This is a genomic window from Micromonospora sp. NPDC023644 (assembly GCF_040640115.1).
GTDB lineage: Bacteria > Actinomycetota > Actinomycetes > Mycobacteriales > Micromonosporaceae > Micromonospora.
The window spans coordinates 207280-221305 of record NZ_JBFABA010000002.1 but is presented as its reverse complement, the minus strand read 5'-3'; the positions used below and the strand labels follow the sequence as shown (position 1 = coordinate 221305).

Genomic DNA, 14026 nt, shown 5'->3' with positions numbered 1-14026 from the left:
GAGTCGTCCTCGACCGTGTCTCGTTCCGCCCCTAGCCCCAACGTTGTTCGCCTGGGAGGCGTGCATGAGGAAGTTGATCGGTACCTTCGCCCTGCTATTGAGCATCGCTGTCGTGGGCATTTCGAACCCTGCTGCGGCTTCTGCCCCCAACCAAACCTCCACTCGGCATTGCATCGGCAACCTGGACACCGGCCGAATCACCTGTGCCAGCGACCAACAGCAGGCCCGGCAACTCAGCGATGTCGGAGCAGCGGCCCTGACGATCGCCATCTTCTACGACAACACCGGCTACAACACTGCTGCGGGCACATTCACATGGACCCAGTCCCGCCAGTGCACCGGCACCTACGACAGCGAATGGCAGTGGGACGATCTCAGCAGCATCGGCTGGAATAACCGGGTCAGCTCGGTGCATACCTACAACCAGTGCGACGTCAAGTTCTTCGGCCTAGTGAACTTCGGGGGCGCCTCCTCGACCTGGATCGATCAGGCACCAAACCTCGGCACCATTGGCGACGGCTGGAGCAACCGAGCGGGCTCGGTCAAGTTCTCGTAGGGCCTGTCTTGTCGATCATGGGAGCCAGATGATGGCGGCGATGAGGACGAGGCTGGTTCGGTAGGAGGATGCGCGTTTGGCGTAGCGGGTGGCCAGGTCGCGCCACTGTTTGAGGCGGTTGAAGCAGCGTTCCACCACGTTGCGTTTGCGGTAGATGACCTTGTCGAACGCTGGGGGTCGCCCGCCGGCGCTGCCCTTGGCGGCACGGCGGGCGACCTGGTCGGATCGTTCGGGGATGACGTGCCGGATTCCGCGGTGCCGTAGGGCTCGGCGGGTGGAGTCGTGGGCGTAGCCCTTGTCTGCGATCAGCGCCTCAGGCCGCTTGCGGGGTCGTCCGGGTCCGGGCTCGTTGACCCGGATCGCGTCCAGCAGCGCGAGGAGTTGGGGGTTGTCGCCGGCTTGGCCCGGGGTGAGCAGGATCGACAGCGGACGGCCGCGTCCGTCGACGGCGAGGTGGATCTTCGTGCTCAGTCCGCCGCGGGATCGGCCGATGGCCTCGCCATCTTGCGCACCAGGCGTCGCCGCACTTGTCGGGGAGCCCCTTCTTTGCGGGCGCCAGCGGCATGCTGGTGCGCCCGCACGATCGACGAGTCGATGCTGATCGTCCACTGCACCGGTGTGCCGTCGTCATGCACCTGCGCTGCGGCGAGGATCCGATCCCACGTGCCATCAGCGGTCCACCGACGCAGCCGCTCGTGGCAGGTCTTTCACGGCCCGAAGCGCTCCGGCAGGTCACGCCACGGCGCACCCGTGCGCAGCTTCCACAAGATCCCGTTGATGACCTGACGGTGATCCCGCCACCGCCCCCGCGAACCACCAGGCTCGGGTAGCAACGGCGCGATCACCGCCTACGCCTCATCGGTCAGTTCACCACGACGCACCACCAGCACATCGTCAACGACCAACCACTACAAGATCGGCAGGACACGCCCTAGTTGTCGAACCAGAACACGATGCGCACGTCCTCCGGGGCACCCAGCTTCGCCAGCAGGTCGAGCCGACCGAAGTACCAGTCGTGGAGGAACCCACGAACCGTCTTCACCTGCGGCTCACCCTCACCACGCTGATCGGCGAACGTCTGGTCGTAGTCGAACGCCAGCAGTTCAGCGAGGGTCAGCCACGTGTGGCTGTGCCCGTCAACGTCCCAGTCGTCGCTTTTGGCGCGAACCTCGGCGGACACGTCGGCGGGCAGGCCACGCGGCTCGGCGATGACCGGCGACTCGGAGTAGTTCCGGACGTCGGCGAGGAACCCGAACAGGCCGTAGTCGCGGGCGCCGTCAAACGGGCACTGCTTTTCCTTGGGGAACTCGTTGTCAGGGAAGGTGTTGTCTCCGGCGTAGGCCCAGGTGCCGTTGGTGCGGGTTTCGACGTAGGCGTGGATGTCGCATCCCATGGGTGGCTCCTCGTGCACGTCTTCGGCTTCCGCGTTTGATCATGCACCGCGCTCGGGTGCGGTCAAGGCCCTGGGCCGGAAGCCCGCGACTTTGACCAGGCCACCTCGGTCCGTTCCTTCGACCGCGCTTGTCGGCGGTGCCGGCCGCCACCTTCTCAGGCCGACCCATCCCCGAGCGCCGCGCGGTGCCCGTGGGCATGACGGCGGGCGGCAACGCCGCTAGCCTCGGCCTGTGGACCGGTGCGACGAGTGCGGCTTCGACTATGCCGGCGTCTCCATCGACGAGCTGCCGTCGCTCCTGCGCACCCTGGGCGGGCGGTACGCAGCCGTCCTCGCCGAGGTGCAGCAGGTGCGCCGACGGCCGGCCGAGGGGGTGTGGTCGCCGCTGGAGTACGCCTGCCACGTCCGCGACGTACTCAGCGTGCAGGCCGAACGCCTCGCGCTGGCGCTGCGCGTCGAGGAACCGGAGTTCGCCCCGATGGGGCGCGACGAGCGCGCCGTGGCGGAGGCGTACAACGAGCAGGATCCCGCGACCGTGCTGGCGGCGCTGGGCGCGGCCGCCGACGACCTGGCCGCCCGGATCGGCGTGCTCGGCCCCGTGGAACTCGCCCGCACCGGGGTCTACCCGTGGCCGCGACCGCAGGCCCGCACACTGCTGTGGCTCGGCCGACACACCCTCCACGAGGGCGAACACCACCTGCTCGACATCCGCCGCGCGGCGGGATCGGAGGCAGCCAGCTAGAGTGCCGCCCGGTTCGCCGCGTCCGTGGTCTGGGCCTGCTGTGATCCTCAACGCCGCCGTCCTCGTCGCGGTCACCGTCACCGCCGCGATCGGAATGGCCGAGCCGACGCGGACCGCCTTCGACGACATTTTCACCATCGACACCGCCACCGACGTGCCCGGATTCTCACCGCCGTCGGCGCACTTTCTGGTGCTCGTGCCGGCCACCGACGACCGGGTGCTCCTGGCCGCGAACCCCGCTGAAGGCCTGCTTGTGGTGCACCCTCCTGCCGCCTTGGACACGATGGTGGTCGCGGTTCATGCCGATCTGCTGGGCGGTGGTCAGGCATGAGCGACACCACCATGGGCCGGGCAGAGCTGGATGCCGCGCGGTTGTTTGTCGTCGCGGATGGGGATCTCGTCTGCCGATCTTGTCGAGGCGGCGTCGGACCGTCCACCCGCACCAACGTTTGCCGAGTACGTGCCGGTCGTGTCGAGACCGAGCTGCGCAACCCCGTGCCCGTCGCGCCGGCCGACCGCGAGCGGCTCGACGCGTTCGTCGCGTCGGTGCGCCGGGTCTCCCCGCGCAGCCGAATGCTCGTGCCCGGATACCACACCGCATACCACTTCTGACGGGCACGGGAGGGGCCCGAGGCCCCTCCCGGCTCCGCCGACGGCGGCGGTCGACTCGGTCCGGCCCGGCCACCGCCAGCCCCCGCCAGGGCGGCGCACGGACCGCCGGTAGCGGGTCGCCGCCACCCCCCGGTGGCTATGGACCCGGCCGCCACCACCCCGGCGGCCATGGGCCTGCCCGCCGCCGGCGGCGTCGCCAGCACCCGGACCCGGATCACCCGCGAGAACCGGTCAGGCGCCGATGCTGACCCACTCGGAGCAGGTGTTGCCGAAGATCGCGTTGCTCGGGTAGTTCCCCGAGCAGGCCCGGAACACCACGGTCTTGAGCGTGACGCCCGGCTGGTTCTCCGGGAAACTCTTGTTCACGTAGCGCCAACCGGCGGCGCTTCCGGCGGTATTCCAGATCGTCCCCTGGCGTACGATCGCCCCGATCGGGCTCACCTCGTCGTCGAAGAACCGCCATTCGATGACGACGGGATAGCCGTCCTCCCATTCGTCCGAGATCCTGAACCATTCTCCGTGCGGGGCGAAACAGGCACGGGCGTTGGCGCTGCCGTAGGTGCAGTGCCAGGCGGGGCTGTCACTGGGGCCGGACGCGTCCGTCGCGAGCTGCTTCCCGTCTGCGGCGGCGGCGGGGCTCGCAGTGCAGATGACGGCGGCCAGCGTGGCGAGCAGTGTGAACATTCCGCGTCGCATTTTTCGGCTCATCGATAAGTCCTTTCCGCGATCGGTCGGCACCCTGAGAAGGTGCCCCCGCAATTGCGGGGGCCCGGTAGCGCCGATGCAAATAATCAGAACACGGTGCGACGGAGCGGTGGTGACCGCGAGCCAACCGAACACGTACGAATTCGTACGTGACGACCGGCTGGTCGAGCACGTCCGCACAGGGACTCCGCGCGGTGTGCGGATCCGTGGTCGCCCACCGCCGTCGCGGGTACGGCTGACCACGACGAGCGGCGATATGGTGACCGCTGTGACGACACCACCGCCTCCACCCGACGCGATGCGGACGGCAGCGGAGTTCGTCGCCCGGCTACGTGCCGTCAAGATCTGGTCCGGGCTCTCCTACCGGGCTCTGGAGCGGCGAGCGCGGAGAGCCGGCGACCAGCTGCCGGCGAGCACCATGGCCACCGCCCTCAACCGGACCTCCTTGCCGAGCCAGGAGCTGGTGGCCTCGTTGGTGCGGGCCTGCGGCGGGGACGCCGCGGCCGTGGAACGGTGGGTAGAGGCGCGCCGGGCGCTGGCGCTGTCCGAGCAGCCGGAGCCGCCAGCCGACCGGGGCGCACCGGTTGCCGAACCGGCGTCCGAGCCGTCGGCCGCGGTCACGAGGCAGCGTCGCGCGACCCGCACCGCTCCCGGCTCGGACGTGCCGGCCGGTCGACCGCCGACCCCCTGCCTGCTGCCGCCGGACCTGCCACTGTTCGTCGGCCGGGACAGGGAACTGGCGGAGGCCGTCCGGCTACTCGGCCAGGATGCCGCGGGGCCGGCGACGGTGCTGCTGACCGGGCCCGCCGGCGGCGGCAAGACGGCCCTCGCGGTACGCAGCGGGCACCTGCTCGCCGCTCGCTTCTCCGACGGCCAGCTCTACGCGGACCTGCGGGGCTTCGACGACGAGCCCGCCCAGCCCATGACGGTCCTGGGTGCCTTCCTCCGCGCTCTCGGAGTCCGAGGTGGGGCCGTACCCACGGACCCGACCGGCCGGATCCACCTGTACCGCACGCTGCTGGCGCAGCGGGAGGTCCTGGTCGTGCTGGACAACGTCGCGACGACCCGGCAGATCAGCGACCTGATACCGAGTGGCAGGCGGTGCGCCGCCATCGTCACCAGCCGGACCACCCTGGCCGACCTGGGCGGCCGCCGGCTGCCGCTGGAGGTCCTGGACCCCGCCGCCGGGCTCACCCTGCTGGGCGGGATGCTCGGTCGGGACCGGGTCGCGGCGGAGATCGACTCCGCCCGGTTCATCGTCGAGGCCTGCGGTGGTCTCCCCCTCGCTTTGTGGGTGGCCGGGGCGCGCCTGGCCGCCCGACCACACTGGCCCCTGGCCAAGGTCGCCCGCGCGCTCGCCGACGAACAGCGCAAGCTCGACGAGCTGGCGGTCGGCGACGTCGCCGTACGCGCGAGCCTGGAGCTCACCTATCAGGCGATGACCCCGGCGGCACAGCACGCCCTGCGGATGCTGAGCCTGTCACCGGGGCCTGACTTCGCCGCCTGGGCCCTGGCCGCGATGCTGGACACCAGCCTGTCCCACGCGGAGGCCGTGCTCGACGACCTGGTCGAGGTCCACCTCGTGGAGGTCGGATCAGTCGGGCCCGGCGGAATACGCTACCGACTGCACGATCTGGTGCGGTCGCTCGGCCGGGAGCGGGCCGAGCGAGAGGTCCCGCACCAGGGCCGGACGGAGGCGCTCGCCCGGCTGCTCAGCGCGAGTCTGCACCTCGCCGAACTCGCTGCGGACACCCTCCGTGCCGATTTTCAGCGCAGCCCGCAGACCGAACTGGTGTCCTGGCGACTTCCACCGACCAGCGCCGACCAGCTGCTCGTGGACCCGCTGGCGTGGTTCGACGACGAGCGCCGGTTCCTCACCGCGATCGTCGAGCAGATGCTGGACGGGACCGAGGTCGAGTCGGCCGCGGGCCTGGCGACCGCGATGACGACGTTATTCCAGGTACGCAGCCACTTCGACGATTGGGAGCGGGTACAGGTCCGGGCACTCAAGTCCGCACTGCACGCCGGGTACCGGCACGCCGCGGCCAAGCTCCACCGCTGCCTGGGTGAACTCACCACCATCCTTGACCGGTATCCGGAGGCCCTCGGTCACTTCGAGCAGGCGCTGCTGCTCGCCGACGGTGAGGACGCCGTCGACCGTGCCAGTGCCACGGCCGGGCTGGCATACGTGCACCGCCTGCTCGGCCGGTATCCCTCGGCGGTGCACCATTTCGAACGCGCCGCCGAGCTGGCCCGCGTGGCTGGCAACGTCAACTGCCTGATCTACGCGACGAACGGTGTCGGAGTCATCGACCTGGAGCAGGGGCGGATCGAGGCGGCCCTGGTGCGGTTCGAGCACTGCCTGCGGTTGAGCCGGTCGGCGGGCTACCGACCCGGTGAGGCCCAGGCCCTTCGGTGCCTGGGCCAGAGCCGCCGCGCCCTGGGCGACTACCCGGCCGCCGCCGACCACTTCCGGCAGGCGGCCGGGCTCAGCGAACATCTCGGCGACCGGCTGAGTGCGGCGCACGCCACCTGCTGGCTTGGCGACGTCCTGGTGCGCCAGGGCGCCCACGGGGAGGGCCGTCGGCTACTGGCCCGCAGCCTCTGGACCTACCGGGAGTTCGGCAACGTGTGGGGCGAGGCGGCGACACTCTGCGCACTCGCGGATGCGCAGCTCGCGAGCGGCCGTACGGCGCTGGCGCTTCGGCGTGCCGAGGTGGCCGTCGGCCTGTGGCGACAGATCGGCTCGCGGACCTGGTTGGCGACGGGCCTGGACACCCTCGCAAGGGCGCACCGGATGGCCGGCGACCACGCGGCCGCCGCCCGGTTCCAGGAGGAGGCCACGGCTACGCGGGCGGCCCTGGTCGACGCCACGGGCGGCCCGGGTGCCTGAATCGTCGCGGCCCGTCAGAACTTGCCCAGGTTGAGAGCATGCTGCATGGCCCGGATGGTGGCTGGTCCCCAGATCCCGTCGGTCGTCAGGCCGGCTCCGACCATCCGGTTCAGATGCCTCTGCAGGGCACTGACGGTGGCCGCGCCCATGGCCCCGTCCACGGTGATGGCGCTGTCGGACCAGGTGTTGAGGTGCCGTTGCAGCGCCCGGATGGAGGCCGGACCCCACGCCCCGTCGGGAGCCGTGCCGATGGCGCGCTGGACGGCCGCGATGGTGACCGGCCCGAACACGCCGTCGACGGCGATCCGTGCCCCCTCGTCGGCATGGCCGTTGTAGGCGGCTTCGGTCTGCGGCCCCCAGAGTCCGTCGGCGCCGACGCCGACCTTCGTCTGCAGCCAGCGCACCCCGGCTTCCGTCTGCGGCCCCCAGACGCCATCGACGCTCAGCCGAGGGGTATGGCCGAGCCGGTTGACCGCGCCTTGTTGGGAGCCGACCGACCGGACGGAGGTCATGCCGCCACCGGCGCCCGCCTCGCCGGTGTGCCGCTTGTACTCGGTCTCGGTCCGCGGCCCCCAGAGGCCATCCGCGTCGACCCCGATCCTGGCCTGCAACCAGCGCACGCCGGCCTCGGTCAGCGGCCCCCAGAACCCGTCCACGGTGAGTTGCGGCTTGTAGCCGAGCCCGTTCACCGCCCGCTGCTGCGCCGCGACGGTACGCACGGACGTCATGCCGCCGGACGCCCCGTCGGTGCCGTCGGTGATCGGTAGGTCGTCGCCCTGCATGCCGCCCTGCACCCAGTCCCGCAGCGCCGACCCGGGGCACTGGGTGGACTGTCCCGGCAGCCCACCGTGCCAGGTCTTGTCGAGCGTACGACCGCAGAGCCGGTTCGCGTAGTGGTAGAGCGCCCGGACGGCCGACGCCGTACGGGCGGTGGCCTCCCCGTCGCGCCCGATGAAGCAGACGCCCAGATGGCTGGTGTTGTATCCGGTGGCGTGCGCTCCCTGCGTCTGCCAGCCACGTCCCTCGTAGATGCGGCCGTCCCGGTCGACGAGGAAGTTGTATCCGATGTCGTCCCAGCCGTTCGAGTCCATGTGGTAGTTCTGGATCTGTCTCGGGGTCTGGCTCGGAGGGCCGGCCGAGTAGTGGACGGTGAAGCCGGTGCGGGCGGTCAGCGGCACCCGCTCGACGGCCAGGGGTGGGCGGGCGCCCCACTGGCTGCGGGTGTAGATGTTCACGCCCCCGCCTACGCCGCCGCCGGGCGGCGGGGCGGACGGCGGTTCCAGGGACCCGTTGCGGACGTAGGGGTAGAGATTGGCCGGGCACTCCGTGGTGGCCACCTCGCGGTGGCCCTTGATCTCGGCGCCTGCCTGCTCATGCTGACGCAGGTGTCCGATCAGTTCCCGGATCGAGGTGAGCATCGCCTGGCTCGGCTGGTCCCCCGATTCGATCATGCCCATGATCGCGAAGTAGTTCTTGTTCGCCCCGGGCGTCTCGATGTCGTTGGCGGCAGAGCGGACCTTGGCGCCCCGTCCCTCGAAGACCCAGCCGTGCTGGCAGACGAGGTAGTTGTAGGGGATGTCGTCGAACTCGTCCTTCCCGAGCAGCTTCTCCCAGATCCACTTGTTCATGGCCTGGTCCTGGATGTCCCAGACCTGTTGGTAGCACTCCTGGTGGGCTGCCTTGGGAAAGCCGCTGCCCGGTCCGTGGTGGTGGATGACGACGCCGCCCAGCCAGGGCGTCCACGGATCCGTCACTGGCCGCTTCGGGGGCACGGCCCGCCACGTCGAGCGGGGAACGATGTAGACCATTACTGCCTCTCCGGTCGTCTGGGTGATCTGACCGATCCGGTCAGGACGCTCCGATCACGCCGCCGTCGCGGCGGGTGACCACGAACGTGACCTGGCTCGACCGGCTCTTCCTGGTGGCTGGTGTGCCCCTGGGTGCCCGCACGGTGACGAACATGCTCCGCTGGTCGGCGGCGACGACGGCACGGGTGATCTCTCGGTTCCGTGGGGCGGTGAAGAAGCGCCGGATCTCCCCGGAGGCGGGGTCGGCGGCGAGGATCGCATCGTTGCCGAAACCGCGGTGGACCGATGCCGATCGGCCCTGGTCGCCGGTGGCGCCGCCCGCCTGAATCCAGAGCCGACCGTCGGGATCGACCGAGAGCCCGCTCGGGCGACCGAACATGTTGGTCGCGTCGAGCTGCACACTTCGGTCCCGAGCCGGATCACCGCCCGACACCAGGAGGCTCCAGCGGAAGCTTGTGGCGCTCGCGCCGTTCCCGTCCTCGTGCCACCGCAGAATGAGCCCGTACGGGTTCGGGTGGCGGGGGAGCGCCCGTCCCGGCCGGCCGGCATCGGCGTCGGGGCGACAGCGGACGTCACCGCCGCCGCCGGCCATCGCGGCGTACGCGGTGCCGTCGGTGGGATCGACCGCGACGTGTCGCGGGTGGTCCAGGGCGGTGGCACCGAGCGCGTCGGCGGCCATGCGGGCACGCAGAAGGACATCGGCCTGGTCACGCCAGCCGTTCTCGACGGTGAGCGGGCCCTGCCCGTGCGTCAGGGGCAGCCAGCGTCCTGCTCCGTCGTCGGCGAACGATGCGACATGCAGGACACCGTGGTCCAGCGGGCTACGTCCCCTGCCGCGTTCGTGCTGCCAGTCGTGAGCCCCAACGTACTTGTAGAGGTAGCCGCCGTCCTCCTGGTCGCCGCTGTAGACCACGACCCGCCCGTCGGCCACGGTGACGGTGACGCCGACGTGGTCGAAGCGGCCCAACGCCGTCCTCTTCACCGGCCGCAGCGCGGTGCCGTCCGGGTCGACGGACAGCTCGACCACCCAGCCGTACCGGTACGGCTCGGTGGGGTGAGCGGCGAGGTCGAACCGAGGATCGAGCTCGTTCGCCGGACGTGGCCGGAGGGCCTGGCCCAGCCCGTAGCGCAGATCGGTCTCGGTGGGCCGCCACCGGGTGTCGCGGACACCGAAGTAGGCGCCGAAGTCCCTCTCGCAAGCCAGATACGTGCCCCAGGGAGTAGGCCGGATCGAGGCGGCGTCCAACAGCGCCGTCACCCTCGGTCCGGACCGAAGCTCCGGATCCGTGGCCCGAGCCGGACCGGAGAAGGTGACCGGGGTGCGATCGGGCGTCACGATCTCCGGTAGCTGGACAGTCGCCGGATTGGCACCCACCTCGGTCCTTCCGGCTACGCGGATCCGGTAGCCGGCCGGCACGGCCGCCGAGTTGGCGTCACTGATCGGCACCGGCCGGAACCCCAGCAGGGGACGGCCGGGCAGCCGTGACGGGGCTGCGGTGGCGGTGGTCGGAACGATCAGCCAGGCCGCCGCCGACGCCAGACCGATGAGGGTGCTCCGACGGGACACGGCGCTCGACAATGGTGGGCGGATCTCCTGGCTGTCCGGCATGTGGGTGTCTCCTCGGTACGGGATTCGGCCGGTCACGTCCGATAGACCGGACGACCCGATCGCCTTTCCGGCTGCCGTGAGAATCAATTACAGCAACGGCACCCGAGGATTTGGCCCGGCTGGTTGTTCGGGATCGATCGAGCTCGTTCGAGGTCGCTCCGTGGGCCCGCGGGCCGTCTCGACACACCGTGGTAGGTGGCGTCCGCGGACCCGCCGCGGACGAGCCGGGAGCGCCGAGGACCGTCCCGGTTGCGGGCGTCCACGAACGTTCGCACCATCGACCTGTGACGCAGACCGAGGGCCGGACGGATGCGCTGGAGCCCCAGTTCGCCGCGCCGCTCCGACGGCTGGGCGCGGCACCGTCCCGGCGGTCGCCCGCCGCTGACCCTTCTCGGCCGGCACGCCCGGGGCCGGAAGCCCCGAGGGAAGGAAAACCATGCGCAAGCCGACCGCCCTCGTCCTGGTCGCCGGCCTCGTCGCCGCGGTCGCGGCCATCGGGATCATGCCGAGGGCGCCGCGACACGGAGCTGCATTCGGCTGCCCTTCAATGGTCGGCGGCCGCGTCGCTGATCTCTTACGCACCCGGGCCCGCACTCCGCGCCTTCCGCAAATGCCGTGCCAGCAGCTGCTATGCACCGCCACAGCGGCCGTTGCCGCGAGCTCGTGGATATCGTGCTCGCTGGCCAACCGGGCGGACGTGTTCCGCACCGCCCGGGACAACGGCTGGCTCTGACGGTGCCGCTCAGATGAGCACGCTCCACGTCACCTAGGTCCCACGACCGGACGGGGTGCGGCGAGCGGCGGATCCCGCCATGTCCGACCGGATGGCCGGACTCCGGAGGGGGTCTTGTCCCCCATGCGAGCTACCCGTAAGTGTCCACCGCACGGGGACGATTGTGGCGGCGGAACTCCATAGGTTTCTTTGTGTCCGCGGCGCTCCGGTCGCGGTCTGCGAAGGAGTCATCATGCGCTTCGTCAAACAGCTTCTCGCCGTCGCCGCCGTCGCCCTCATCGGCGGGCAGAGCGTCGCCGCCGTCGAGGGCAATTTTTTCCTCGCCTTGGTGATCGGCGCTGTGACGGCGGTGCTGGGCGTGGTCGTCTACCGGTGGGTCGTGCGGCGCACCGAGCGCCGTGAGCCGACCGAGCTCGGCCAGGACGGCTGGGGCGGGAAGCTGGGCCGCGGGACGCTCATCGGCTTCGCCATGTTCGCGGCCGTCATCGCCAACATCGCCCTCCTCGGCGGTTACCACGTCGAGGGCTGGGGTTCGCCGACGCGAGCGCTGGGTCTGCTCGGGCTCATGGCGGCCGTCGCGGTCACCGAGGAGCTGCTGTTCCGGGGGGTGCTGTTCCGCATCATCGAGGAGCGTACGGGCACCTGGATCGCACTCGCCCTGACCGGCGTGGTGTTCGGCGCGATGCATCTGGTGAACCCGGATGCCAGCCTGTGGGGGGCGACCGCCATCGCCATCGAGGCCGGGTTCATGCTGGCCGCCTGTTACGCCGCCACCCGGAACCTGTGGGTCCCGATCGGCCTGCACTTCGGCTGGAATTTCGCCGCCGGCGGCATCTTCAGCGTCGCCGTGTCGGGTAACGGCGAGTCGAAGGGGCTGCTCGAGGCCTCGACGTCGGGGCCGGTCGCGCTCAGCGGCGGCGCTTTCGGGCCGGAGGGCAGCCTGTACGCGGTGCTGACCGGCGTGGTGCTGACCGTGGTGTTCCTCTGGCTGGCCAAGCGCCGCGGGCACATCGTCGCGCGCCGCCACCGCACGGCGCAGGCCCCGGCAACCGCTACAGTCGCCCAGTGATCAAGCTCCGGAGGCTCCCGGATCTGTGGCGGCAGTGGCCGATCACGGTCCGGGATCTCCCGTTCGCCCTGGCCCTCGCCCTCGCGACGGTGGTCCCGGCTCTGGAGCGGCAGGGCACGCAGCTCGGCGACCTGCCGGACCGCCCGTACGACGCGCTGACCGTCGGTGTCGTCGCCCTGGAGTGCCTGCCGCTGGCCGTACGCCGTCGGTGGCCGGCAGTCTGCCTCGCGCTGGTGTCGCTCGGCTTCGCGATCGACCAGCTCCGCGGCTACCACACCATCGCGGGTACGGGACTGGCCATCGCGCTCATCAGCGCCGGCGCCCACCTGGAGCGGCGCCGCTGGGTCGTCGCGGGTCTCGCCTCGGCAGCGTACGTGCCCCTGGCGATCTCCCTCGACCGGCTCGGATCGGGTGAGGGCGTCGCCGGGTTCACCACCTTCTACCTGTTGCTGGCGCTCGCCTGGGGCATCGGGGCGTGGCTGCGCCAGAACCGGGCCGCCGAGGCGGAACGCCGCCGCCATGTCGAGGAGGCCACCCGTACTGCGGAGCGCACGCGCATCGCCCGGGAGCTGCACGACGTCGTCACCCACCACGTGACGGCGATGGTCGTGCAGGCCGAGGCGGCGCGCTACCTGACGGGCGCCCCGGACAAGCTGGACCAGGCCTTGACCGCGATCACCGGCACCGGCCGCCGGGCCGTCGGCGACCTGCGGCAGCTGCTCGACCTGCTCAACCCGGATCACAGCACAGGCGATCCGCGTACGCCCTCCGTCGGCGACCTGGACGCCCTCGTCGACCATTCCCGGCAGGCCGGGCAGCCGGTCGAGTTCGTCCGGGAGGGCACGTCGGTGGCGGCCACCGGCAGCGCCGAGGTGGTGGCGTACCGGGTGGTGCAGGAGGCGCTGACGAACGCGTTGAAGCACGCGCACGGCAGCCGGACCGAAGTTCGCGTTCACCACGGGGAAGGGGAGACGACCGTGGAGATCAGCACCGACAGCTCCGGATCCGGCAGCGCGTCCCCGGGCGGCAGCGGGCGCGGCCTCGCCGGGCTCCGCGAGCGGGTCACCGCCCTCGGTGGCGACTTCAGCGCGAGCGCGCAAGCCGGCGGCGGCTTCCTCGTGCGGGCCCGGATCCCGGCCGGAAACCCGTCGTGACCGCGCCGGTCCGGGTGCTTGTCTGCGACGACCAGGAGCTGATCCGCGCCGGATTCGCGACGATCATCGACGCCCAGCCCGACATGGAGATCGTCGGCGAGTGCGGCGACGGGCGCGCGGCGGTCGACCTGGCCGTTCGGCTCCGGCCGGACGTGGTGGTGATGGACATCCGGATGCCGGTGCTCGACGGCATCGAGGCGACCCGCCTGCTGGCCGGCGCCGGGGTCCCCGAGCCGGTGAAGGTCCTCGTGGTGACGACGTTCAACCTCGACGAGTACGTCTACGAGGCACTGCGTGCAGGCGCCAGCGGCTTCCTGCTCAAGGACGCCCCACCGGCGCAGCTGCTCCACGGCATCCGCACGGTGGCGACGGGAGCCGCGCTGCTGGCCCCGGAGGTGACCCGGCAGCTGGTGGGCAGGTACGCGGCCCGCATCCGCCCGGCCGAGGGCGACCCGAACGGCGGCGCGCTGACCCCGCGCGAGCTGGAGGTGCTCCGGCTCATCGCGGAGGGCCTGTCCAACAGCGAGATCGCCGCAGCCCTGGTGATCAGCCAGGAAACGGTCAAGACGTACGTGTCCCGCATCCTCACCAAGCTCGACCTGCGCGACCGGGTGCAGGCCGTGGTGTACGCGTACCGCCGGGGCCTGGTGACCTGAGGCGGCCCGCTACTCCTCGCGGTGTTCGTGCACACGACCACCACGACGCCGGGCGTGGCGGGGCCCGTTGCACGACGAGCACGGCGACCAGGATGC

The 14026-nt window shown here is 71.0% G+C and carries 12 protein-coding genes and 1 pseudogene; 8 read left to right on the top strand and 5 right to left on the bottom strand.

The genetic code is table 11. The features are described from left to right. The first annotated feature begins 64 nt into the window (after nt 1–64). Nucleotides 65–556 carry a hypothetical protein gene (locus AB0G08_RS02430; protein ID WP_358081983.1) on the top strand — a complete coding sequence of 164 codons (492 nt, stop codon included), beginning with the start codon at nt 65–67 and terminating at the stop codon, nt 554–556. A 15-nt stretch (nt 557–571) separates the two neighbouring features. Here the strand turns inward: AB0G08_RS02430 and AB0G08_RS02425 are convergent. Both AB0G08_RS02425 and AB0G08_RS02420 read right to left on the bottom strand, forming a co-directional pair. After that, nucleotides 572–1401: pseudogene (locus AB0G08_RS02425) on the bottom strand (IS5 family transposase). 86 nt (nt 1402–1487) lie between these two features. Further along, entirely contained in the window at nt 1488–1949 is a 462-nt protein-coding gene (locus AB0G08_RS02420) for a hypothetical protein (protein WP_358081980.1), read from the bottom strand. A 232-nt stretch (nt 1950–2181) separates the two neighbouring features. Between AB0G08_RS02420 and AB0G08_RS02415 the strand changes: the two genes are divergently transcribed. From AB0G08_RS02415 to AB0G08_RS02405, 3 genes are read left to right on the top strand one after another with little or no spacing between them, the layout of a single operon-like run. Next, a complete protein-coding gene (locus AB0G08_RS02415; protein WP_358081977.1) occupies nt 2182–2691 on the top strand; it encodes a DinB family protein in 510 nt (169 codons plus the stop codon). Between the two features lie 40 nt (nt 2692–2731). Beyond that, entirely contained in the window at nt 2732–3022 is a 291-nt protein-coding gene (locus AB0G08_RS02410) for a hypothetical protein (protein WP_358081974.1), read from the top strand. Beyond that, on the top strand, nt 3019–3303 hold the full coding sequence (locus AB0G08_RS02405; protein ID WP_358081972.1) for a hypothetical protein: 285 nt from the start codon (nt 3019–3021) through the stop codon (nt 3301–3303). Before AB0G08_RS02410 ends, AB0G08_RS02405 begins: the two co-directional genes overlap by 4 nt. 231 nt (nt 3304–3534) lie before the next feature. Here the strand turns inward: AB0G08_RS02405 and AB0G08_RS02400 are convergent, their stop codons facing one another. Next, nucleotides 3535–3987: a hypothetical protein gene (locus AB0G08_RS02400; RefSeq protein WP_358081970.1), complete on the bottom strand. Its 453-nt coding sequence runs from the start codon at nt 3985–3987 to the stop codon at nt 3535–3537. A 289-nt stretch (nt 3988–4276) separates the two neighbouring features. Between AB0G08_RS02400 and AB0G08_RS02395 the strand changes: the two genes are divergently transcribed. Further along, nucleotides 4277–6901 carry a tetratricopeptide repeat protein gene (locus tag AB0G08_RS02395; protein WP_358081967.1) on the top strand — a complete coding sequence of 875 codons (2625 nt, stop codon included), beginning with the start codon at nt 4277–4279 and terminating at the stop codon, nt 6899–6901. 14 nt (nt 6902–6915) lie between these two features. Here AB0G08_RS02395 and AB0G08_RS02390 read toward each other — a convergent pair whose 3' ends face one another. Further along, nucleotides 6916–8655 (bottom strand): peptidoglycan-binding protein, encoded by a 1740-nt coding sequence (locus AB0G08_RS02390; RefSeq protein ID WP_358081964.1) that lies wholly within the window; start codon nt 8653–8655, stop codon nt 6916–6918. Nucleotides 8656–8749: 94 nt separating this feature from the next. Next, complete coding sequence (locus AB0G08_RS02385; protein ID WP_358081961.1) at nt 8750–10318, bottom strand: alkaline phosphatase PhoX; 1569 nt, start codon at nt 10316–10318, stop codon at nt 8750–8752. A gap of 965 nt (nt 10319–11283) precedes the next feature. On the opposite strand from AB0G08_RS02385, the gene AB0G08_RS02380 reads away from it, so the two are divergent. From AB0G08_RS02380 to AB0G08_RS02370, 3 genes are read left to right on the top strand one after another with little or no spacing between them, the layout of a single operon-like run. Next, on the top strand, nt 11284–12120 hold the full coding sequence (locus tag AB0G08_RS02380; protein WP_358081958.1) for a CPBP family intramembrane glutamic endopeptidase: 837 nt from the start codon (nt 11284–11286) through the stop codon (nt 12118–12120). Continuing rightward, entirely contained in the window at nt 12117–13274 is a 1158-nt protein-coding gene (locus AB0G08_RS02375; protein ID WP_358081955.1) for a histidine kinase, read from the top strand. The genes AB0G08_RS02380 and AB0G08_RS02375 overlap by 4 nt, the downstream gene beginning before the upstream one ends. Further along, nucleotides 13271–13930 (top strand): response regulator transcription factor, encoded by a 660-nt coding sequence (locus tag AB0G08_RS02370; protein WP_358081952.1) that lies wholly within the window; start codon nt 13271–13273, stop codon nt 13928–13930. Before AB0G08_RS02375 ends, AB0G08_RS02370 begins: the two co-directional genes overlap by 4 nt. Nucleotides 13931–14026 lie beyond the last annotated feature (96 nt).